General features: G+C 59.2%; 16 protein-coding genes and 2 pseudogenes. 6 read left to right on the forward strand and 12 right to left on the reverse strand.

The window, feature by feature from the left end:
• Nucleotides 1-130: 130 nt before the first annotated feature.
• The 6 genes from NHAM_RS09465 to NHAM_RS09485 all read left to right on the forward strand — a co-directional run bounded on the left by NHAM_RS09465 (nucleotide 131) and on the right by NHAM_RS09485 (nucleotide 6657).
• Nucleotides 131-484 (forward strand): hypothetical protein, encoded by a 354-nt coding sequence (locus NHAM_RS09465; RefSeq protein WP_011510345.1) that lies wholly within the window; start codon nucleotides 131-133, stop codon nucleotides 482-484.
• A 97-nt stretch (nucleotides 485-581) separates the two neighbouring features.
• On the forward strand, nucleotides 582-992 hold the full coding sequence (locus tag NHAM_RS09470) for a FixH family protein (RefSeq protein ID WP_011510346.1): 411 nt from the start codon (nucleotides 582-584) through the stop codon (nucleotides 990-992).
• Nucleotides 989-2404 (forward strand): efflux RND transporter periplasmic adaptor subunit, encoded by a 1416-nt coding sequence (locus NHAM_RS09475; protein ID WP_011510347.1) that lies wholly within the window; start codon nucleotides 989-991, stop codon nucleotides 2402-2404. The genes NHAM_RS09470 and NHAM_RS09475 overlap by 4 nt, the downstream gene beginning before the upstream one ends.
• Complete coding sequence (locus NHAM_RS09480) at nucleotides 2401-5583, forward strand: efflux RND transporter permease subunit (RefSeq protein WP_011510348.1); 3183 nt, start codon at nucleotides 2401-2403, stop codon at nucleotides 5581-5583. Before NHAM_RS09475 ends, NHAM_RS09480 begins: the two co-directional genes overlap by 4 nt.
• A 67-nt stretch (nucleotides 5584-5650) precedes the next feature.
• Nucleotides 5651-5851, forward strand: a complete 201-nt coding sequence (locus NHAM_RS28100; protein ID WP_011510349.1) for a GDCCVxC domain-containing (seleno)protein — start codon at nucleotides 5651-5653, stop codon at nucleotides 5849-5851.
• Between the two features lie 494 nt (nucleotides 5852-6345).
• A complete protein-coding gene (locus tag NHAM_RS09485; RefSeq protein ID WP_011510350.1) occupies nucleotides 6346-6657 on the forward strand; it encodes an ArsR/SmtB family transcription factor in 312 nt (103 codons plus the stop codon).
• Here the strand turns inward: NHAM_RS09485 and NHAM_RS09490 are convergent.
• The 12 genes and pseudogenes from NHAM_RS09490 to NHAM_RS09570 form a co-directional block, all read right to left on the reverse strand.
• Complete coding sequence (locus NHAM_RS09490; RefSeq protein ID WP_011510351.1) at nucleotides 6632-7645, reverse strand: TniQ family protein; 1014 nt, start codon at nucleotides 7643-7645, stop codon at nucleotides 6632-6634. The two genes, NHAM_RS09485 and NHAM_RS09490, sit on opposite strands and share 26 nt — an antisense overlap.
• Nucleotides 7646-8632 carry an ATP-binding protein gene (locus tag NHAM_RS09495; protein WP_198137013.1) on the reverse strand — a complete coding sequence of 329 codons (987 nt, stop codon included), beginning with the start codon at nucleotides 8630-8632 and terminating at the stop codon, nucleotides 7646-7648.
• A gap of 31 nt (nucleotides 8633-8663) precedes the next feature.
• The gene (locus tag NHAM_RS09500; protein ID WP_011510353.1) at nucleotides 8664-11039 is read right to left on the reverse strand and encodes an integrase catalytic domain-containing protein; all 2376 of its coding nucleotides are present in this window, start codon (nucleotides 11037-11039) and stop codon (nucleotides 8664-8666) included.
• Nucleotides 11033-11806, reverse strand: a complete 774-nt coding sequence (locus NHAM_RS09505; RefSeq protein WP_041357897.1) for a hypothetical protein — start codon at nucleotides 11804-11806, stop codon at nucleotides 11033-11035. Before NHAM_RS09505 ends, NHAM_RS09500 begins: the two co-directional genes overlap by 7 nt.
• A gap of 675 nt (nucleotides 11807-12481) precedes the next feature.
• Entirely contained in the window at nucleotides 12482-13549 is a 1068-nt protein-coding gene (locus NHAM_RS09515) for a tyrosine-type recombinase/integrase (RefSeq protein WP_198137014.1), read from the reverse strand.
• A gap of 1058 nt (nucleotides 13550-14607) precedes the next feature.
• Nucleotides 14608-15300: a hypothetical protein gene (locus tag NHAM_RS09530; protein ID WP_011510358.1), complete on the reverse strand. Its 693-nt coding sequence runs from the start codon at nucleotides 15298-15300 to the stop codon at nucleotides 14608-14610.
• 1070 nt (nucleotides 15301-16370) lie between these two features.
• Nucleotides 16371-17630: an MFS transporter gene (locus NHAM_RS09545; RefSeq protein WP_011510361.1), complete on the reverse strand. Its 1260-nt coding sequence runs from the start codon at nucleotides 17628-17630 to the stop codon at nucleotides 16371-16373.
• 9 nt (nucleotides 17631-17639) lie between these two features.
• Nucleotides 17640-18371 (reverse strand): hypothetical protein, encoded by a 732-nt coding sequence (locus NHAM_RS09550; RefSeq protein WP_157043576.1) that lies wholly within the window; start codon nucleotides 18369-18371, stop codon nucleotides 17640-17642.
• Nucleotides 18372-18450: 79 nt separating this feature from the next.
• Nucleotides 18451-19311, reverse strand: coding sequence for a hypothetical protein (locus tag NHAM_RS09555; RefSeq protein WP_245270039.1), 861 nt, complete (start codon nucleotides 19309-19311; stop codon nucleotides 18451-18453).
• Nucleotides 19312-19563: 252 nt separating this feature from the next.
• Nucleotides 19564-20454, reverse strand: a complete 891-nt coding sequence (locus NHAM_RS09560; protein ID WP_011510364.1) for a DUF1259 domain-containing protein — start codon at nucleotides 20452-20454, stop codon at nucleotides 19564-19566.
• Between the two features lie 29 nt (nucleotides 20455-20483).
• Nucleotides 20484-21002, reverse strand: a pseudogene (locus tag NHAM_RS09565) (superoxide dismutase); the annotation flags it as partial.
• 304 nt (nucleotides 21003-21306) lie between these two features.
• A pseudogene (locus tag NHAM_RS09570) lies at nucleotides 21307-21849 on the reverse strand (chromate transporter); the annotation flags it as partial.
• Nucleotides 21850-21855: the final 6 nt, after the last annotated feature.

Below are 21855 nucleotides of genomic sequence, written 5' to 3' on the forward strand. Positions count from 1 at the left end.
AGCTTCCTGCAATTGCAACAATCTAGCGGATTCTCCTGTGATTACGCTTCTCGTCGATGTGGCCGTTCGGTCCCGGACATGTGAAGGAACTTCTACTTTTCCGGTTCCCCGCGGTATGGCAAGGTAGGTTATGGGTTTTCGTCGCCTTATCGGTCATCTGCTGGCGGTCTTCGTGATCGCGGGGCTGGTCGTGGCTCCGTTGGTTTCGCCGGTGGCGGCGATGGGGTCGTCCAACGTCGCGATGTCCGACATGGCGTCGATGGCCGACGAGATGCCATGCTGTCCGGACACGCAAAAGAAGAATGATTGCAAGGATTGCCCGCTGCTTGCGATTTGCATGCTCAAAAATTTGGTCACCCAACCTATTGCCGATGCCATCGTTGTGCGGTCATTCAAGCATTACAATCCAGCGGTCCACGACGACCTCATTAGCGACGGGCTCGATCGTCCTCCGCCCGACCATCCTCCTCGAACCCTGGTCTGATCGGCGCATCAGCGCCGCTCCACCCCGCGTGGCCGAAACCCTGCGCGGATGATGCGTGCCGTGTTCCGGCAGATCAACACTGTTCGAGGATTTACAGATGAATTCGTCACGTTATTCGCGTGCCCTTCGGGGCGCGTTGATCGCCATGGCCGCAATCGGCATGGCCGGCACCGCAGCCCTTGCGAACATCAACGACTACAAGTTCGAGTTGGTCGATCAGACCGTGCAGGCCGGGCCTGACAAGGTCATCACCGTCAGGCTGATGGATACCAAGACCGGAAAGCCGGTTCCTGACGCGGTGATCTTCGCCACCCGTCTCGATATGGCGCCCGACGGCATGCAGGAGATGGCGACGAAGATCACGCAGACCCCGGGAAGCGAGCCCGGCGTTTACAAGTTCAAAGCGACGTTCGGCATGGCGGGGCGCTGGCAGTTGTCGCTCGGTGCCAAGGTCCAGGGCGAGACCGGCACCGTCGAGAACCAATTCGTCATCACGGCGCAAAAATGAAACGGGCCGTCCTGACGGGCGTTGTCGCCGCCGCGCTTATAGCGGCGGTTGGCGGCGCATTCATTGCCGACCATGTGCGTTGGGTTAGCTCGATTCGCTTGGCGACGCCGGCTGCGGCAGAGTCCGCCGCCGCACCGATCTATTATCAGGATCCGGACGGCAAGTCATTGTACTCGCTCAATCCGAAGAAGACGGAGGATGGACGCGCCTACCGTCCGGTGCCGCCCAGTGCCGACGTGAGTTTCGACGATCCCGCGAGCGAGGCGGCGGGCGCCGAGGCTGCCGATGCAGAGGGCGACGACCGCAAGATCAAATATTACCGCAATCCGATGGGCCTGCCGGATACGTCGCCGACACCGAAGAGGGACTCGATGGGGATGGATTATATCCCCGTGTACGAAGACGAGGACACCGACGACGGCTCGATCAAGTTAACTCCGGGCAAAATCCAACGCACGAGCGTGCAATCCGAGCGCGCCATACCCCGCGTAATCCGGACGATGGTGCGGGTACCCGGCACGATCCAACTCGATGAGCGACGGGTGTCGGTGATCTCGATGCGCGCGGAAAGCTGGGTGCAGAAGGTCGCGAACGTCACCATCGGGTCCGCCGTCAAGAAAGGGCAACCGTTGATGGAGATATACAGCGCGGCGATTTCGTCGGCCGCGGCGGAGTACATCTCCACGATCAACTCGCCTGTCACGGCTTCCCCGGAGCGCTACGGCCGCGGATCGCGGCAACGCTTGATGAACCTCGATGTTCCGGATAGCGCGATCGTCGCCATGGAAAGGACCCGGGTGGTTCCGATTGCGATCGAATGGACCGCGCCGCGCGATGGCATCGTGCTGGAACGCAATGCCATCGAGGGCATGCGGGCACAGCCCGGCGAGGTCCTGTTCCGCGTCGCCGATACCTCGGTGGTGTGGGCCGTGGTCGATGTCGCCGAGCGAGACCTTGGTGCGGTGCGGGCAGGGCAACCGGTCACCGTGAGGGCACGCAGTTTTCCGGGACGCACGTTCTCCGGAAAGATCAGCGTGATCTATCCGCAAGTGAACCGCGAAACGCGCACGGCACGGGCCAGGATCGAACTGGCCAATCCCGATCTCGCCTTGCTCCCCGACATGTACGTCGACGCGGAAATCGACACCGGCAATCCGGCACCGGTCTTGGCGATTCCGGAAAGCGCGGTGCTCGATACCGGGGCGCGACAGTCCGTGCTGGTGGACAAGGGGGAAGGGCGCTTCGAACCACGCGAGGTGAAGCTTGGCCGGCGTGGCAATGGTTACGTCGAGGTACGAGAAGGTGTGCACGACGGCGAGGCTGTCGTGGTGTCGGCGAACTTCCTGATCGATGCCGAAAGCAATCTGAAGGCTGCGCTGAAGAGCTTTTCGGACGCGGGGGGCCAACCATGATCGCGCGCCTGATCGCCTGGTCGGCTCGCAATCTGCTGCTTGTTCTGTTCGGTGCGGGTTTCGCGGCCGCCGCTGGCATCTACGCTCTGGTCCATCTGCCGCTCGACGCGATTCCCGACCTCTCGGACACGCAGGTCATCGTCTACACCGATTATCCCGGCCAGGCGCCGCAGGTCGTCGAGGATCAGGTGACCTATCCGCTCGCGACGGCGATGCTGACGGTGCCGAAATCGAAGGTCGTGCGCGGGTTCTCGTTTTTCGGCGTGTCGTTTGTCTATGTGATCTTCGAGGACGGAACGGACATCTACTGGGCGCGTTCGCGCGTGCTCGAATTCCTCAATAGCGCATCCTCGCGATTGCCATCGGGCGTGACGCCCACCATCGGCCCGGACGCCACTGGGGTCGGTTGGGTCTACCAGTACGCCGTTGTTTCCAAGGAACTTAATCTATCGGACACGCGGGCCATACAGGACTGGAATCTGAAATTCGCACTGGCGAAGGCCGGGGGCGTCGCCGAGGTCGCCAGCGCGGGCGGGTTCGTACGTCAATACAATGTCGTTCTCGACCCGCAGCGCATGCGCGACCGCGGGATCACGATGCAAAAGATGCGTGACGCGATCCGCGCCAGCAACGCCGACGTCGGCGGCAGGACGGTCGAGCTATCCGAGTTCGAATACGTCGTTCGGGGCAGGGGCTACATCAGGAACATCAACGATCTCGGCGACATCGTGCTCAAGACCGACAACGGCACACCCGTGTTGCTGCGCGACGTCGCCCGCGTCGAGCTCGGCCCGGACGAACGGCGCGGCATCACGGAATTGAACGGAGAAGGCGAGGTCACGAGCGGCATCATCCTGCAACGCTTCGGCGCCAACGCCCTCGATGTCATCAACAACGTCAAGAAGCGATTCCAGGAGATTGCCACCAGCCTGCCGAAGTCGGTCGAAATCGTTCCTGTCTACGACCGGTCGACCTTGATCAATGCCGCGATCGAAACGCTCAAGCATACCCTGGTTGAGGAAAGCATCATCGTCGCACTGGTCTGCATCGTCTTCCTGCTGCATGTCAGGAGCGCGATGGTCGCCATCCTGATGTTGCCGGTCGGCGTGCTGATAGCATTTGGCGCGATGAAGCTGCTCGGCATCGGTTCGAATATCATGAGCCTCGGCGGCATCGCGATCGCGATCGGCGCTATGGTAGACGCGGCGATCGTGATGATCGAGAACGCGCACAAACGCCTGGAACGTGCCGCACCGGGCCAGTCACGTCTTCAAATCCTGATAGATGCCGCATCCGAAGTCGGGCCCGCGCTGTTCTTCAGCCTACTGATCATCACCGTGTCCTTCATGCCGATCTTCACGCTGGAATCGCAGGAGGGACGCCTGTTCAGCCCGCTGGCCTTCACCAAGACGTTTGCGATGGCCGCAGCCGCTCTCCTGTCGGTTACGCTGGTACCTGCATTGATGGTGATCTTCGTCCGCGGCCGGATCGTTCCGGAGCACAAGAATCCGATCAATCGTTTTCTGATCTGGATCTACCGACCGGTGATTAAGGGCGTGATGCGGGCGCGGGCGCTGGTCATCGTTCTTGCCCTTGCAATCCTCGCCGTCACCGTGTGGCCCGCCCGGCAACTCGGGACCGAGTTCATGCCTGACCTCAACGAGGGCACGCTGCTCTACATGCCGACGACCTTGCCCGGCATTTCCGTCACCAAGGCGGGTGAGCTTCTGCAAACCCAGGACCGGATCATCCGCTCATTTCAGGAGGTGGCCTCGGTGTTCGGCAAGGCCGGGCGAGCCTCCACCGCAACCGACCCGGCGCCTTCCGAAATGTTCGAGACCGTCATCAATCTCAAGCCGAAGGAGCAGTGGCGTCCCGGCGTCACCATCGACAGCCTGATCGCTGAGATGGACAAGGCGTTGCAGTTTCCGGGTGTCTCCAATGCCTGGACCATGCCGATCAAGGCTCGCATCGACATGTTGTCGACCGGAATCCGCACCCCGGTCGGCGTCAAGGTGATTGGTCCCGATCTGGTCGGAATCGACAAGTTGGCGAAGCGAGTCGAGCGGGTTCTGAAGGCCGTGCCCGGCACCTCCTCGGCCTATGCCGAGCGCGGCATAGGCGGTTACTATCTGGACATCACGCCCGATCGCGCGGCGCTCGCGCGTTACGGCATCATGATTCAGGACGTGCAGGACGTGATCGCCACCGCGCTCGGCGGACAGACGGTGACCACGACGGTCGAGGGCCGTCAGCGCTTTAGCGTCAACATGCGATATCCCCGCGACCTCCGCGACAGTCCCCGAAAGATCGCGTCCGACGTGCTCGTGCCGATGCCGCAGGGAGGTGCCGTGCCGCTGGGCGAGGTGGCCAGAATTACCCTGGATCGCGGGCCGACCTCGATCCGGACGGAGAACGGGCAACTCGCGGCTTACGTCTACGTCGACATTCGCGATCGCGATCTCGGCGGATACGTGGCCGACGCGCAGAAGGCGGTGCAGGCCAGCATCGCGTTTCCGCCGGGCTACTACGTGATCTGGAGCGGGCAGTACGAATATCTCGAGCGTGCCACCGCGCGTCTCAAGATCGTCGTGCCGGTGACGTTGCTGATCATCTTCCTGCTGCTGTATCTGAATTTCCGCTCGATCACCGAAACCATGATCGTCATGCTATCGCTGCCGTTCTCCTTGGTAGGTGGCCTCTGGCTGATGTGGTGGCTCGGGTTCAACCTGTCCGTCGCCGTCGCCGTGGGGTTCATCGCACTTGCGGGCGTTGCCGCCGAGACCGGTGTCGTCATGCTGATCTATCTCAACCAGGCTTACGCCGAAATCGAGGCCCGGCGCGCGGCGGAGGGGCGGTCGGTCACGCGCAAGGACCTCTACGACGCCGTCATGGAAGGCGCAGTCGGGCGTGTCCGCCCCAAGATGATGACCGTCGTCGCGATTATGGCAGGGCTGCTTCCGATCATGTGGAGCACCGGGATCGGATCGGAAATCATGCAGAGGATCGCGGTGCCGATGATCGGCGGCATGGTCTCGTCGACGCTGCTGACGCTGATCGTGATCCCGGCGATCTTCGGCCTGATCAAGGGCATTGGGCTGCGGGATGGCAACGGTCATCAGCCACCTGCCCACACCGGGAGTGTCGAACGTACGATCGCTCCGGAACTTGTCGAATGAAAGAATTGGGTGAGCGGCTACAGTGATCGACGGCTGTCGTCGAGACAACTGAGAAAGGAGAATATCAATGCAACTGATGTCGACGATCACCTGCCCGAAGTGCGAGCATCATGCGGTCGAGACGATGCCGACCGATGCGTGTCAATTCTTCTATGACTGCAAGGGATGCGGTGCTCGGCTGAAGCCGAAGGCGGGCGATTGCTGTGTGTTCTGTTCGTACGGCTCAGTACCGTGCCCGCCGATTCAGGCAGGTAGTTGCTGTTCGTAGTCGCCACTCCGAAAACGGCGGCTGAGCCAATAGGCGAGGCCGGCGATCCGGCGTTGAAACATGGGATGCGACGGTCAATTGGGGTGAAATGCAATCTTACGGGGGAGCAACACCAAAGACCTTGTGATACGCGCTTGACTTTGTCACTGGCCCCAAATTCTCCACAAGCTATCCGATTGGTTTATCCAACTCTTTTTTTTGACGCGTTGCTAGATTTTGACACTGGCGATTGAAAATTGGCACTGCGTGAAATTCTAAGATGGTAATTTGGCACTAGCGCGCGGGCCACCCAGCTTCACGCATAGGGCGCCTAAGCACGGTTTTCCCCGCCTTCAGATAGACGCTCAGTTGACTTCCGAGGGTTTCCGCGTCGGGTTGGTTGGAGGAGGAGCGGTCATTGGAACGCTACAGCGCCAAGCCACTTTGGGTGGACTGGCCTAGCGTCCATTCCTCTCCCAGAACCTATGGTGCAGCAACTCCCGTGAGGGCCAAGCATGTTCGATGCCGACAACCAAAACAGTCAGCTTTTGCTGACAAATGCCTTACAGGCCCTCGCGAACGCCAATACCCGCAAGATCGTAGAGTTGCTGGCCGAAGGTCCCCGCTCGTCCCATGAATTAGTGCAGGTTCTGGACAGCTCGGGTGAGAAGATCCGCGCCGCGATGCAAATTCTTCAGACAGTTGGACTAGTTTCGGAAGGAAAAAGTCGAGAGGGAACTGTATATCTATTCAATCCGGCCGGTCTGAACCTTGCCCGATCCTGGCTTGATCGCGTCAATTTTATCGTCGACGGTCTAGGCCAGTAATAGAGATCCCGAGTGGTATCCTCGGCTCCGTAACGTCACGGAGAGCTTCGGTAAATCCGGGTGGCAGGCCCAAAAGCGCGGCGAGGCGTGACCTGACGACTTCACGGGCCTTCGCCGAACTCAGGCGATCGATGGTAGCTAGTAGACCGCCGGCCGCCTTGCTCCAGATCACGTTACCCTCGATCAGATCGTCGCCTGTCGAGGCTCCGAGCAGGTCGAAGACCGTTTCGTCGAATGAGTGTGGCCATCGCTTCACCTGCGCAAATCCGGCAGGAGCGTTCTTAGCGGTGATGCCTAGAAAGAGTTCTGCGGGAAGCATTCTGACATGAGCAAGCCAACTGCAGAGCTTCAAAAGATCCAATGATGGCAGTTCGTCTAGTGGAGGCGGCAATCGAACACCTCGGTCGAAGATAAAACTCGCAAGCTCCTTAGCTGCGGCGAACGTTTCGGGCGGGCACAATCTGGGAGCCGCGAACCGCAGGTCAAAATCACATGCCTGACAGGTCCAGACAGTCCGGAGGTTCGTCCATCCCAACAGATTGAGGCACGCCGGGCATCGGTCCAGAAGCACTTCGCCAGTCTCGACATCGCATGGCATGGCTGCAACCAGCCAGACATTTCTGATGCGCGCGTTCTCGCCGTCGGCCGCCAGCCTCGCCGGCGCGACCCGACGTCGCTCCGGTACGAACCATCCCACAGGAAATTCGCGACCAAGAAATTCCGTCCGATCCTTGAAATTCTCCCAGGCTCCCATGGAAAGCCGCTCCGGATCGAACGAGCCCAAGGCCGCCAGCTCCGCGATTGCGTTTGGTTTTGTCGCGATGGTCGAAACCGACTGGCCGCGCATGTCGAGGTGCAAGCGAAGCAGGGTGTCTGTATCGATCCTGCCCATCGGTGCGAGACGTACGGCGAGCGAAGCAATGGCCTCGTCGTCGAACTGCTGGACGGTCCTAACCCATGGCGTATTGGGGATCATTGCCGCCGCCATCTAGTCGCTGGATTTTTCCTGTTCCACGCTCAGCGGGAACTGGGGGAGCCTGAGGTAATCCTCCGAACGAAAAGGATTCCGGCCGTGCATGATCTCCTGGTTGATGAACACTCGATCGAAGCCGGCGGCGATATCTTCCTTCATCAGCTCTTTTGGTTCAGCCCCTCCCGTTCGGATGAATGCATGGGGCACCGCCGCCTCCACGAGCAGCGAATGCCTGCCGGGCCGGCCGCGCTGGGCGTAGAACGTGGCGCGCAGCATGTGGTGATCGTATTCGTTGTCCCTGAACCAGTTCGATTCGAAGGGAAGCTCGTCGGAAAAGGCCGCTACGAACGCGGCATGGATCTCCCGTTGCTCGTCGTCGGCAAATCCGAAGGGCGGGAGCATCTTGATGCCGCCGGACCGCTGGCTCATGGCATCCACCTTGGTCATCATCTTCACCAAGGAAGGCGGCCCCACGACGAACAGCGGAGCGCTGCATTCGTTCTCGATCGAGAGGATGAATCTCGCCAGCTTCTTTACGCCATCCTCGGCTAGATTTTGCGCTTCATCCAGAATGATGCCGTCCACCTTGAGATCGTTCAGATTTTCGATGAGCGCGCCGGTGCCTTCTTCCTCGCCGAGCCGGAGGCTTTTGCGGTCGTTGAAGATATTGAAATTGATTTGACGCGCCAAGATTCGCGGGGTGGAGCCACCCATCAGGTCAACATAGAGGAAGCGCTTTCCGTTCCCATGCAGAAGTTGAATTCGCTTCTTCGAGATGGGCTGCCCCGTCTGCTCCTGCAGCAACCTTTTGATGGTTTCGCTCTTTCCGCAGCGCGACCAGCCTATCAGGTAGGTACTGGAATTTTCGCGCAAGCGTCTTGCGAAAGCTACTGACAGCAGCAACATCTGGCGCGCTTCTTCCACCTTGGTGTGCTTCACGAAGATCCCTCTGATCGCATCGAGTTTGCCCTGGACCAGCGGAGAAGTGAGGATGTTTTCCAAATCCGACATTCGCTTGCGACCTCTCGTTAGCCTACTGCGCCCTGGGGAGCGGCGCATCGACCTCAAACCTGAGCTTCTTATGCCGCTGGGGCGGGCTTTCGGCGACAGCTTCGGTGATGCGGCCGGCATCGGCCCGAGGCGGCGCCGGAGCCGCATTGCGCTGCTCGGAAGCGGACTTGAAGATTCCCGTCTTCTCGATTAATTCTTCCGTCACGGCGAGCGCATGCTCCTCGGCGCCGCGGGCTAGGACTCCGGCGATGCGCGGATATAAACCCTTCGAGAGCACGGCCTTCGCGGGCGGCTTCTCGTCGGTCGGCACCATGCCCATCGCCTTTAATGCTTCTTCGAGAAGGTGATTGAAACCCACTTGGTGCGAGGGATGTTCGGTGGGCGCGTGCTTCTTCGCGTTGCGGAACTTGCACAGGACTTCCCACTGAAACTTAGATAACCCATGAGCTTCCTTGTCCGTCGACTCCACGTCGAATTCCGGCGGGAGGTGTTCGTTGCCATGGAAACGGGAAGTGGGATCGGCAACGATGCACCGGCCTACGTTCGCCAGCGGAATTCGAACGGTCACGGGCGTGTTTTCGTGCTTTCGTTTCCCCATGCTCCCCGAGCGCGTGCGCATCGCCTGAAGTTGCGGTGACTGATAGACAAGGTTGTTCCACTTGATACCGTTCTTTCCGGCCGTCAAAGTGAACTCGAGAGAGGGAATGAGATCCCAGCGCGCGGCTTCTTCCTTCGTTAGAGGCTGAGGCCGATGCGAGGGACTAGACGCACCGCGAAGCCAGCGTTGCTCGGGAGTGTCCCAGTCCAAATCTTTCTGCTTACGTCGGGCATAGACCTCGATGAGCCAGAGGTGGAACAACATGATAAAATCGTCGATCGTGATGCACGCCTCAAGCAACGGCTTACGAGCTCCGCGCTTCTGCGGATTCGATCCCGTGGAGCCCTTCAGCCAAGAAACGAAATCCTGCTCGAGCGTCCCAAAAAAGCGCTCCACGAACGGTTTCGTGTCGGGTTGGTGCGGGACCGCCATCTCGAAGCCGATTCTCACCCGAGCCAAACTCAGCGCCATCTGTTCGGATACGAATTCCTTGCCATTGTCGTATCTAATCTTCCGAGGCTTGCCGTAGCTCAGGAGCGAACCTCTGATGTTCGGGAAACGTTTGTCGACGTAGGTCTTAACCTTGATGGCGTGATCGATCGAAGCCAGTGCGGGATGTAGTCCGCCTGGGTCAAAGGAAGGGTGGAATCCCACCGGATATCCGCTATAGACATCGATGCCGAGGCATATCCAGAACCTGTCGATTCCGGCCTTCGACCAAGCTCGACCGAACGGCGTCTCGCCCAGAACACCCATGAAATCGAATTGGTGGTGGTCGAACTCGCATATGTCCAGAATGCGCTTCGGACGTTCGAAGCGTCCCGCGCCGCCAAACTCGAGATCGGCAGCTTGTGCACCATTCTCCTTAGCGAGCCTGATCCACGCGTCGTAGCGCCTGTACTGCACCTGCACGGTCGAAAGTCCGACTTCCGGAAGCTCCGGCAGGAGAGCCTCTTTGGTGAGTTCGCCCTCGTCGATCCGTTTCTTGATCTCCTTGTTGTGCAGACGAATCTCTGCATTGCGCTCGACGATCTTGTGGTTTGTCCGCATCTTGATCTTAGTCGGTCCAAACTCCGCCGAGAGTTCCACCAATTCGCGGATCGTCATGCCGATGATCGAGAAGACCTGTTTCGGCAATTTGGCCTTGCGCGCCTTGATCGCATTCGCATGGACGAACGTGCGCTCCTGCATGCCGTGCTTCAATTCGTTCGCGACCCAGCGCAGTATCGTGCGCGTCACCTTTTTGGGCTTCTTGATCTGCTTGCCTTGCGGGAGTGTGCTATTTTCCGCGTCGATCGCCTTGTCAACGGTCTCGATGATCTCTTGCGCGTTATCGTGGTTTCTAAAAAAGGGCTCGCCCGGGGGCGCGGTCAGCATCTTGTTGATGAACGCGCCGACGTAGCGCCAGATGACTGCGGCTCTTGCCCGCGGTCCGGCATTGATCGTGTTGTAGACCTTCCCGATCAACGCTCGTGTTTCGTCGATCGTTTTCTTCTCGTCGACGGGGGGGACTTTCCACTGCGGGCTGTAGTATCGGCCCTTTTCGAACAACTCGATGAGCCGGGTCGTGGCGAGGCGTACGGTATCGCCGGTGTGGTGGCTCAGGAAGAGGTGCGGGCCGGCACCCTCGAGCTTCTTGATGAACTGATGTGGCTTATCGTCGATGAGGATGACCTGATTCGGCGTCAGGTTGTCGAACAGGACCCAGTCGATGGAAGGGAGGGGCGCGCCGTCCCCGTACGCGGAGATTTCGGATTCGACCTGGCGATCCGCCTCGGCGGGGTCGAGTACATTCAGCATGATACCACTCCGATGTGCACGATCGTGTGCGGGCCGACCGGGGAGAAGAGGTCGATACGAATAATGCGTTCCGGAATGCGCGACAGCACCACGCCGCGCGGGAATGGCACTTGCTCGAACAGCGCCTCGCAGCGCCACATCGGGAGTGAGCCGCCGGCTTCCACCAGCGCGGTGACGAGGCGATTCAGCTCTTCCGGCTCGACGTCCCAGCGATCGTTTGCGATGACTTCATCGACGACGTCCGGATCGCCCCAATATTTCGCGATACCGCGTTCCGTGATGACGCGAAACGAAAGGCTGGCCCGCCGGTAGGCCTCTCGAACGCGACGCAGACGGGCGCGAAGAAGCTTGGCTTCCTCCCATTTCCGTTTGCCGTCTTCGTCCCAGTCGGCGGGCTTCGGGGGACGCAATTCCGTCCACTGCTTAACTTCGTAGCGGATGAAGCCGGCATCGTGTTCGACGAGATAATCGGGAGTGTAGATCTCTCCTTCGAATTCTGGAAAGATGTTCATCCGGATCGTCTCGGGTTGCGCCCAGACGCGTTTTGCGTGAAGCACGCAGTCGGAAGCCCGGACGAAGCGCTCTTCGATGCCGCCTTCGTGAACCACGTGCCCGCGCATCTTCATGCTGAAGTGCCCGCCGACGATATGGTTGCGCCGGCCCGTGATGACCCGGCGCACGGCCTCGTTGGCTTCGAGACGGAACGCATCGACGCCCTCGCAGAGAAAACCCCAGGCGCGCTCGATCTTGCGCCGTCTACGGGGCATCGACGCTCTCGTTGTGGCGCGGAATCGCGTACTGCACATCGATTGCGCTCTCGATCAACGCCTGTACGCGATGCTGTGGAACTCGTGCGAGTTGTCGCGTACGATGCGCGTCGGCGCGTCGAACTGCCAGTTGAGGTTATGGAAGAGCCGGTCCACGATTTTCGACGGACGCGGACGAGGAAGACGTGCCATGAGGCAGACCTTTCTGCTGGAGACTGCACAGCGCGCAACGGAAGAGCTGCGGCGCGGATCGGTCCGGCGGAAGGTCCCCAAGAAAAGCTTGCGACTTAGAATCGGACATGCGATTCTCGGTCGGCCAAGACGTTCTCTTGGTCGTTCTGCCGGTTTCAATTCAGGGATTGGCGGATCTTGGTCTAGGCGAGCTTTGCGGGCTTGGTGCCGAAGACTTTCGATATGACGCGCGATCGGGGTCCGCTCCGATCGCGCGTCTTATTAGGGCTGCTGCATCACGTTCTCCTCGTCACGCCGCGTGGCGTATCTTTTTGATAACACGCGCGTTCTGGAATCCTAGCGAAATGAATCTCGGGGATTTCTCGGGACGCATTTCCGGCCATTTCGCTGGAATCGTCAGGGCGGCTCAGCGTTTGTCCACAAATTGTGCACTGTTGACTCTCGCCTGCGCCTGATGCACGCGCGCGCGAAGTGGATCATCCATCAGAGTCGTTCCATGTCGCGGTCGCGCGCATCGAAGTAACGCCACGCGCTCGAGACCTCGATTCCCAAGGCTTTGGCCAGGACTTCGGGTGTGGCACCGGACCGCACGAACTTTTCGGCGACGGCGTTGCGTAACGAGCTCGGCACGGCGTGACGGGAGACTCCTGCTGTTTGTCGCAAGCGCCGGAACGAGGCCTGGAGCGATCGTGCGCTGAGGCGGGTGCGTCGCGTCGTAACGAAGAGCGGGCCGCCCGGGCTGAGGTCGAAAGGCACTTCGTCGAGATAGCGCGTCAACCAACGGGCGGCTTCGCGGGAGACAATACCGAGGCGGCTATGCAAGTGCGAGCCGCACACGCGGACCTTCGCCAGTCGAGCGTCGTAATGGCGGCGGTTCAGCGCGGTCAGTTCAGCCGTTGTGAGCCCGGACGACGCGGCCAACTGGACGACAGCGCAATCGCGAAGGCGCGTCCAGGAATGGTCCCAATCGCACGTTGAGGAGGAGAGTATCGTTTCGATCGCTTCGCCACTAATGGCTTCTCTGCGGTTTCTGCCGCTAGGCGGGAAGCGGGAGCTTAGCAGCGTCGAGCAGTCGTAGGACCGTTCGAGCATAAGGAAGCGGGCGAAACTCCGCAGCGAGGAGAACCGTCGAAAGATGGTTGACTCCGCCGCGCCGTTCGCGGTCCAGAATTTCGTGATGCATTCGAGTACGGACTGATTGAGGCGCGTGAGCGCCGCGGCGTCATTCGTTCCGAGAGCGGCAGAGACATGCCTGATGTCGCGCTCATAGCAGCCGATCGTCGACCGTGAGGCGCCGCCGCGCAGCAAACTATCGAGCCAGAACATGCTATCGGGATCGAACGGTAATGGCGTTGGCCAAGGTGAATCGTTCGCTGCTTTCGCGCCGGCCGCCGCAGGAGCCAGGTCGATAACGACTTCAAGCATGCTCCACTCCCATTCCTCATAGATGATTGATTGGATTTTGCTCTGGCTGGGCTCGCAGCTGGTAGGCGTGCCCCAATCGTGACGCGGTTCTTCGTTATCAAGTTCCGTGCCGGCGAGTGGAAACAATCCTCGCTGAACGCCGAACTCGCGGCCGCTGCAGCATCCTGGGCTTCGGCGAACGGCTCACTACAAGCGACCTGCAGCGCGCCTGTGTCCGACACCGCCTCGAACGCGGCATGCGGCCGGAGCATCTCACCGTCTAGCCTGTTTGGCGTTTCGGACATCAACACCGTGGCGGTGGTGGCGCTGGTGCGATGACATCGCCGGTGGCGATGAAAGAGTCGGAGGCCCGATCGTATCGACTGCACACTAATTTCGACCGCCCATTCATAACCGTGCGGACGAGATAATCGGCCTGAAAGCCATGAACTGCCGGGGCTGGATTACCATTTTGGTGAACATCGCACGCGACGAAAAGTCGGTATCCGGAGGAGAACAGCCGGCCTTCTCCTCCGCATTCCATACAGGTGCAGGCCGACCTTGCGCTGGCGAGCGAGATTGCTTCCTCGATTGCGAATTCTACCCGCCGTGGAAGCTCCGAGTAAGTGGTCCAGCAAACGCGCAGTATCCCGTGCTGCTCTACTATTTGGATAAAGGTCACTTTGTAGCTGCTCGTCGCCTCGGAAACTCGGTCGACCAGCCGTGTAACGATACGCTGCCAACCGTTGCTGCATAGCGGCAGCCCCGGCGCGAAGCGTACACCTCTAAACGTTCGGACAAAAAGCTCTAGATGTGTGTCCACGAGTGACTGCTGCCAGCTGAGTTCGTTCATCGCTTCACTCCGAGTTGAAAGTCGAGCTTGCAAGAAGCACTTTTGTCTCCCGATGTGACTTTTGACATGCGCCAATCGATGGACCTTCATGCGCCTCCAAGGATTTGCTCGGGCACGATCTGAATGAAATGCACAATCAGGTTGCACATCTCACAAAGTGTAAGCGTATCTTTCGACCCGTCGCTTAGGAGGCCGGCGTGCTTATGAGGCCAAAGATCGACGGAGAGGGCGCGCCTATCAAGCGCGCTGGGAGCTGGACCTGATCGTGGGGCCATAGAAAGGAAATGCCGCGCAGAGCGCATGAACAGATGCGGATACACGTGGAGCGACTGATGCCGCCAGACCCGGTCGTTCATTGGCCGGCCTTTCCAAACCAGTTCAATCCTTTAGATGGCCAGCAATCGGATCGCCGGCCCACGACGGACCGGGGGCCGATCTGCTTCGCAGGGTCGATGGCGAGAACGCCTTGAGAGACCAACGCACCGACCACGGGCAGTGGATCTCGCAGTCCTACAGTCCTGGCCAACGATTGGATGGTTAGACGTTGACGGGCCACTAACACGCGGTCGATGGAGGCCCTTAGCTCAGTCGACACGCGATACTCTCTAAAGCTCCACAGTCGGCGGGTGTTAGTCAAACGCGGCTCGCAGTAGATGATGGCGTGATCAATTTCAACAAGACTCATATTTAGTTCTTGCAGAGCAAGCAGCGCGAGCCCTTCGGTGTCGAGGTCCCGATAAGGCCGCTCATCGATGATGTCGAATGCAACGCAACTACCGTCGGCGAGGTCGGCGACGAACATCGCGACCGGAACTTCACGGCCGGAAAAGGAGAGGGAGGTACGAAATTCGAGAGCCGTGATGTGCGGGTCAAGCAGAAGCTGGATGGCGAACTCGTCCATCTTCGAAAAAGAGGTCGGAACGGCGCTAGGAACATCTCGAATTCGAGTTCTTGCAGAGCGAGCTCGTCCGATTTGGCTCGCACGTAATCCCGGCCGGGATTCGTCGTTACGGACAGACGACGGTGCGTCCAGTTTTTTGGACATTGTGGCCACCCTCCTACAGATAGTCCTGAGGATCTGATCGAAGACCGCGCAAAATTAAACATCTCGCAACGCTGCGAGTCAATAGATAGCTACAATTCTAGCTATCTATATGGGCAGCGGCCTACGCCCGATGCTACTGGAATAGCGACTCGTGGGCGCCCCATAAGCGGGGCGGATTCCTAACTTTCCTCTGGTCTGCCAAGGTGTTAACTATCCACGATAGCCAGCTATCTGCAGTCTCGCGATTCTGCCCAGGAGAAAAAGTCGGTGCGCAATCCCAGGGAGAAGGCATCCAGCGCTCGTAAACGAGCCGATGGGCGTCGACAGATGCTGATCTACCTATCGAGGGAGGTCATCACAGAACTTAAGCAGGCCGCGATTGATCAAGAACGGCCGGCGTACGAGTTGGCCGAGGAGGCCATCAGGGATTGGCTCTTGCGGGATAAGCGCAACAAATAGCAGTGGGTCATTTCGTCAACTTCGTTCCAGATGGAAATTGACTACCATGGAGTGGTCATAAGTCTTCAGTTGCTTGGAAATACAGATCCCGAAGGTGGATCGGTGCCGGGCATCTGTCACGCCGGCTGTCCTATCGCGCAATCAACTTTGAAGCCGTTTTCGTCTGACGCTGATGGTTTAGCTTGTCGAGCTAACGTGCATGCAAAGCAGTACATAAAAATACACTTCAATTTGTGGCCCACTTCACTCCCGGATTAAAAGGAACGGTGTGTTGTGATCGCCGATAGCAAGCCTGTGTGACGGGTTGCGCGACTAAAATTCGAATGAGCGAATCTCGCGTCGAGTATCCTACTGAGTGATCAGCCCGTGAAGATAAACTCGGTGCGGATCGAATTTCGAGCGCGTGGCTGGCCTTGCTTGCGCGCCAAACGGTCGCCGACCTCGCGGGCCCTGCGAACCCACACGATCGCCGTGGCATCGCCAATCCCGAAACGTGCTGCAGCCGGTCGCACGCCAGATAACGCGGCGTCGATTGCGCGTTCACGCAAATCCTGGCTGGAGGCTCGTGCCATGCTTCGCCGATTCTGGGCGGACTGTCGTTTGATCTCTGTCTAATGAACGGATTTGGAGCTTTCTTCCGGCGGCCTGATGTGGCGAAATGAATATAGAAGGGCCAGATCGTAACCGATCTTGAGCGTGCCGCAGATTATGAGCGGTAACCCTGGAAGCGCAGTCGCGAGCAGGGCTCCTGCAAACATGGGGCTGACGGATGAGGCGAGTGTACGAGGGACCGCCGTCACGCTGGCTGCTGTGGGCCGTTCTTCAGGGGTCACGACGGCCATCACATAGGATGTGCGCGTTGGTACGTCCATTTGCGACAGTGCGGAGCGGACAAGCAACAGCGTCAATACCGTCGTCAGATCCGGCACGATAGCGGCGATGATCAGGCAGAGACTCGAAGGAATATGCGTGAACACCATGGTGTTCACGAGGCCGAATCGCTGTGCAAGACGTGCCGCGATCGGGTACGAGAATGCGGAAAGAAGACTGGACCAAAAGAAAAATAAGCTTGCTTGTGTGAGCGACAAGTCGAATCGCAAGAACAGCCAGAGCGCCATCAACGATTGAACGACGAACCCTCCCGCAAAGGCATCGATGCTGAACAGCGCAGCAAGTTTATAGACGATTGTGCGCGAGGGACCGAGGGGAGGTTGAGTTTTGGCGACCTCAGTATGCGAGCGGGGCAGGTGTCGGTAGAGACCGGTCGCCACCACCGCGAGACACGCGTACAGGTAAAACATCAACGCGAACGCGTTCAGTCTTTCGAACCCGAAAGAGACCATAAGATCGGGAATGGCTGCCGCGAGCGAACCCGTGGCCATCGAAAGGGCGCCGATGAGGCTATAGCGAGCGAAAGTACTGGTCCGGTCCCTGTCCGAAGCGCCGCGCGCCAGCATGGCATGCTCTAAAGGTACAAGCATGCCGATGTCGCTGCTCGACGGATTGATCGTGCCGACGAACGCCACGATCACGATGAACGGAAAATACTCGACGTTCGCAAAGGCAAGTCCTGTGAATGTCATCAGGAACACGCCAATCAGAAGCAGGCTGCGTAGATCGTGACGCGGTGCGATCCACCCAATCCCGAGTGTCAGGGTGGCTGTCCCAAGGAGTGAAGCGGTCGCGATGATCCCGATTTGAGCAGGACTCAAACCGATCGCCGAGAGATATGCAGGCAGGAGAATGACGGTGAATCCGTCGCCGAGACCGCGTACGCCTCGCGCCACATATAGGAGCAAGAGATTGGAATGCGATTGTTCTTGTGGCGAAGGCGACGATCTAGTCTCGGGTGAGTACGGAGCATCTGCCATGATCAAGGCCTACTTGCGGGAAGTGCTGAGCGGCGGCAAAGGAAATCCGAACGTCAATCCAGCGCGTAGTTCATTGACCGCGTGGTCGTTTGTCAGCGCGTGGCGGAACGCAACGTCAAACGATAGTTTGTCGGTCACCTTCCAGATCGCGCCGATTAACCCCGACACTGTCTCCGATCGCCCGAATTCGTTCTCGTAGAAGACCTCAGCAACGGGCCGGATGGACCAGTCCGCTGGCCCCTCAATGATGGCGCCGAGGAACAGATCGGCGTCGTGGTTGCGCGTGAGGACCGCCTCGCCATTCAGATGGACCGTTCCCCAGTCCCATCGCTGGGATACGATCCCCGCAAGGCTTGCGCCCATTCCGGAATCGCCCCGACTATCCGGAAGCAGCACTCCGAATTCCGTGGCAATGCTCGGTCCATCCTTATTTTGGAGGCTGCCTGGCCGCAGGACATGCTTGAGGAAACTTCCGGCCGCGGTCAGGCTTGTGGGGGTGGAGGAAGAAAGTGGGGTTTCCAACTGGCCCTCGAACACGGCCTCCCAATCTGGTGCCAAGCCTATGTTCACGACCGTCGCAGGCGCTATCAGCGTTGTCTGCGAGCTTTCCCGCCGCGCACCGGCAGATTGCCATTCCAGCTCGACTTCGCCCGGATCGGCTACCGCGGCGTCGGTCCCGTCGAACGGACGATACGCCGCTGCCGAACGGGGCCATACCGCAAGGGGAAGGGCAACGAGCATTGCTCCAACCAGGTTTTTGGAGCTTCGTGGTACAGCGAATTGAGGCCTTGTAACCATGGCTGAGCCTCAGGGAATCCAGCTATTCGGAAACTGGGCGAAATATCCATACGCCTGCTGGCTGTCCCGCATGGGTCCGGGCGGCGAGAAGAAATAGATCAAGTGCAGGCACGAAAAGCGACGTGCGGGCTCCCGAAATCGTTGGAATGCGGGCAACGCGAGGATATGCCGCGCTCCGGATATCCAGAACATCGATGAAGCCTTCGCCACAACTCACGTAGGCTCGTCGCCGTTTCTGGTCGATGAAAACGTCGTCAGCATCGCCGCAAATTGGCGTCGTGGCAACAACGGATCCATCCTCCATTGAAAAGGCACCAAGCCTGGCGGGGCGACGAAAGGCAACAAGTACGTTTCGGCGGTCCTGATCCAAAGCCATTGGAAAATTCGCCGCGAGGTCCCTGGTCGGCCATCGGGCAACTTGCTTCAGGGAGGCATCATCGACCACGACGATCGAATGATCGTCTGGAAGATTGATAACGACGCGGCCGGAACTGTCGTCAATCTGAAAGCCTTCCGGGTGGGCCTTGAGCGGCACATCCCCAACCTTCACTCGGCTGGATGGATCCAGAACGGCCAGCGACCCGTTGCCATGACCGACCATCACGCGGGTGCCAGCAGCATTTACGCGAATATTGTCGGCATCTTCGCCCAAATCGATCTGCCCGATCGGCGAATAGTCACTCCCGCGAAACAAATGGACCGATCCGTCACCCGCGTTTGCAACGTACCAAACATCGGTTGTAGCCAGATATGCGATGCCTTGCGGTTGCCGCAAATCGGTAAGGGTGCGAATGACCCGATGGTTCGAAAGGTCGACAACCCCTACGCTGTCATTCTCCAGTTCGGCGACGAACAGGCGTTGGCGCTTCAGATCAATCGCCATGTGATCAATTCGGCCTCGCACGTCGCCGAGAGGAATCTTGGCCTCAAGCTGCAATGGAGGTTGTACTTTGTCCTCAGCCTCAGCCGCAGCCACGTGGAAACCGAGTGGGCTCAGTACGACCAACAACGTTGTCCAAACGAGCCAGGCCCAATGACGGATCGGCCAACCCCGTCGTCGGTCACTGAGGTTCGCAGCTTGCCACATGCCATCCTCTCCCGTTTCTTCACGTGACCTCGTTGTCGTTCGGATACGCTACTTGCTCACGACGGCGGTCTTGTCGAGCGCGGATCGGAGCCCTTGAGCGAGCTTGATGGCGTCATCATTTGCCCAGAAATGCAGGAAGAAGAGCCGCGGCTGCTCATCCAACATGTGGCTGTGTACCGCCGTTACGTCGATGCCGTTGGCGCGCAATGCGTTTACTACTGGATTGACCTCGCTATCGATCAGCACGAAATCACCGGTTATCGCTGCCTTACCGGCACCGGTCGGCTGGAAGTTGATGCCCGTAGCCACGCCCATAGGGCCCGCAGGCGAGATCGCCATTCCATCCATCGTAACGTCGTCGCGGCGAGCAACGCCGATCTGATAGACGCCCCCGTTTGCATGTCCCTTTGCACCGATGATCTGATCGATCCGAGCCGTGTCGAGGTCGATCGCTCCGTTCGAGGATGTTGCTGCTGGCGTTGTGAGAGGGGTCTTGCTCGCGGCAAGGGCATCATGAATTGCAGACGCGAGTTTCACGGCGTCTCCATGTCCGCCGACATGGAGATAGAAGGTTGCAGGCGTCGCGCGAAGCAAGTGGTTGTGGACCGCCGTGACTTCGAGGCCACCCTCGATCAGTTTGGACATGACCGGATTGATCTCGGATTCGAGCAGGACCAAATCGCCCATGGCCATCACGCCGCCGTGCATGGGCTTCAGGGCGACCCAGCCGCCGAGCGCGAGCGCCGGCGCGATCGTGACCCCGTCCAGCGTGACCTTCAGATCGCTCCGTGAAAAGCCATAGCGATGGACATCGCCGGATATGGCGGGCTTGCGGCCGAGCGTCGAATCGACCTTCTGCCAATCGATTTCCTGTGCATTGGCGAGCGTGGCCAATATCGAGATAAGGCCACCGAACAGAAATAGTGACAATTTTGGCATGCTGATCCTCCTTGTGAAGTGACTGACGTTTATTGCGCCCCCAACCGTCCTTGGGTATTCGCCTCGGTCAGGCGATGTTCGACGGTTTCCCAGCGAATGGCGTCCATGAACGTGTCCACGTAGGTCGCCGCTTTGGCACCGAAATCGATGTGGTAGGAGTGTTCATACATATCGAGCGCAAGGATTGCTCTGCCATCCGCAAGGGTATGACAGTGATCCGGAGCCCATTGATTCACGAGCTTGCCGTCGCGGTGCGACCAGGAGAGAAAAACCCAGCCGGATCCCCCGCCGAGCGCCTTGCCCATGGCAATGAACTCCGAGAGCCATCGCTCGTACGAGCCAAAGTCGCGCGTTATGGCCTGGCGCATGGCTGTACCTGGTTTGCCATCATCCCCCAATGCATCAAAGAAGATCTCATGGAGGATCATCGAGTTCATCGCGACAAGCTGTTCGCGCTTCAGCCCGTTCAGAATGAAGCCTGGCGCCGTCGCAAAATCGATTTCTGCAAGTTTCTCCTCGATGAGGTTGAGGCGCTTGCCTGATCGACCTTTCCTGAGATGGGCCTGAAGTGGATGGTGGCTTCTATATCGCTCTGAACGGTCGGCATGTATATCGCTAGGGGAAATCGATAGTCGGTTGGGTCAACATCTACTTGCGCAAGCGCCTTACCGCGATCGGCCGTAGCGTCATCGACGAGTTTCCACTCGCCCTGTCTGCCGCCGCCGGTCAACGCAGGGACGAAGTCCTTAGACGCTGTGCCACGCTCGACGTCGCCGAATGCCACGTGTTGCGCGTGGGCAGCGGATGTCAGTAGTGAGATTGCGAACAACAGGGCAAGAGGCGCTGACGGTCTCATCGCATCATCCCCACCAGTCCGGTGACGTGGAGAAATAGGCCGACGACACAGCAGGCGGCAAGCGTCGGGATCATGCCGACCTTGAACCGGAAGATCGCAACTGCGGCCGCTGCCGAAAGACCCAGCGCCAACGGATCAACGCTCCCCAGTTTCGGTGCATCGAAATCCACCAACAGCCCGTGAACCGGAATGGTCTCCCGGAAGATCGTGTGGATCGCGAACCAGACGGCAAGATTGAGCACACCCCCCGCAACTGCGGCGGTGATGGAAGACAGCGCTGACGCCAGGGCCTTGTTTCCCCGAATGACTTCGATGAATGGCGCGCCAAGGAAGATCCAGAGGAAGCATGGGGTGAACGTGACCCACGTGGCAAGCAATCCACCGAGCGTCCCCGCCAGCATCGGTGACAGCGTTCCGGGATCACGATAGGCCGCCATGAACCCCACGAATTGCAGGACCATGATGAGAGGTCCGGGGGTGGTTTCTGCCATGCCGAGGCCATCCAGCATTTCGCCCGGCTTCATCCAACCGTAGTGGTCTTCGTG

This window comes from Nitrobacter hamburgensis X14 (assembly GCF_000013885.1).
Lineage (GTDB): Bacteria > Pseudomonadota > Alphaproteobacteria > Rhizobiales > Xanthobacteraceae > Nitrobacter > Nitrobacter hamburgensis.

Bases quoted from the DNA above. Each gene is read 5' to 3' on its own strand.
- NHAM_RS09465 (WP_011510345.1), top strand. From the start codon at position 131: ATGGGTTTTCGTCGCCTTATCGGTCATCTGCTGGCGGTCTTCGTGATC.
- NHAM_RS09560 (WP_011510364.1), bottom strand. From the start codon at position 20,454: ATGCCAAAATTGTCACTATTTCTGTTCGGTGGCCTTATCTCGATATTG.
- NHAM_RS09555 (WP_245270039.1), bottom strand. From the start codon at position 19,311: ATGGCGATTGATCTGAAGCGCCAACGCCTGTTCGTCGCCGAACTGGAG.
- NHAM_RS09500 (WP_011510353.1), bottom strand. From the start codon at position 11,039: ATGCTGAATGTACTCGACCCCGCCGAGGCGGATCGCCAGGTCGAATCC.
- NHAM_RS09490 (WP_011510351.1), bottom strand. From the start codon at position 7,645: ATGGCGGCGGCAATGATCCCCAATACGCCATGGGTTAGGACCGTCCAG.
- NHAM_RS09530 (WP_011510358.1), bottom strand. From the start codon at position 15,300: ATGTCCAAAAAACTGGACGCACCGTCGTCTGTCCGTAACGACGAATCC.
- NHAM_RS09545 (WP_011510361.1), bottom strand. From the start codon at position 17,630: ATGGCAGATGCTCCGTACTCACCCGAGACTAGATCGTCGCCTTCGCCA.
- NHAM_RS09480 (WP_011510348.1), top strand. From the start codon at position 2,401: ATGATCGCGCGCCTGATCGCCTGGTCGGCTCGCAATCTGCTGCTTGTT.
- NHAM_RS28100 (WP_011510349.1), top strand. From the start codon at position 5,651: ATGCAACTGATGTCGACGATCACCTGCCCGAAGTGCGAGCATCATGCG.
- NHAM_RS09475 (WP_011510347.1), top strand. From the start codon at position 989: ATGAAACGGGCCGTCCTGACGGGCGTTGTCGCCGCCGCGCTTATAGCG.
- NHAM_RS09485 (WP_011510350.1), top strand. From the start codon at position 6,346: ATGTTCGATGCCGACAACCAAAACAGTCAGCTTTTGCTGACAAATGCC.
- NHAM_RS09505 (WP_041357897.1), bottom strand. From the start codon at position 11,806: ATGCCCCGTAGACGGCGCAAGATCGAGCGCGCCTGGGGTTTTCTCTGC.
- NHAM_RS09550 (WP_157043576.1), bottom strand. From the start codon at position 18,371: ATGCTCGTTGCCCTTCCCCTTGCGGTATGGCCCCGTTCGGCAGCGGCG.
- NHAM_RS09470 (WP_011510346.1), top strand. From the start codon at position 582: ATGAATTCGTCACGTTATTCGCGTGCCCTTCGGGGCGCGTTGATCGCC.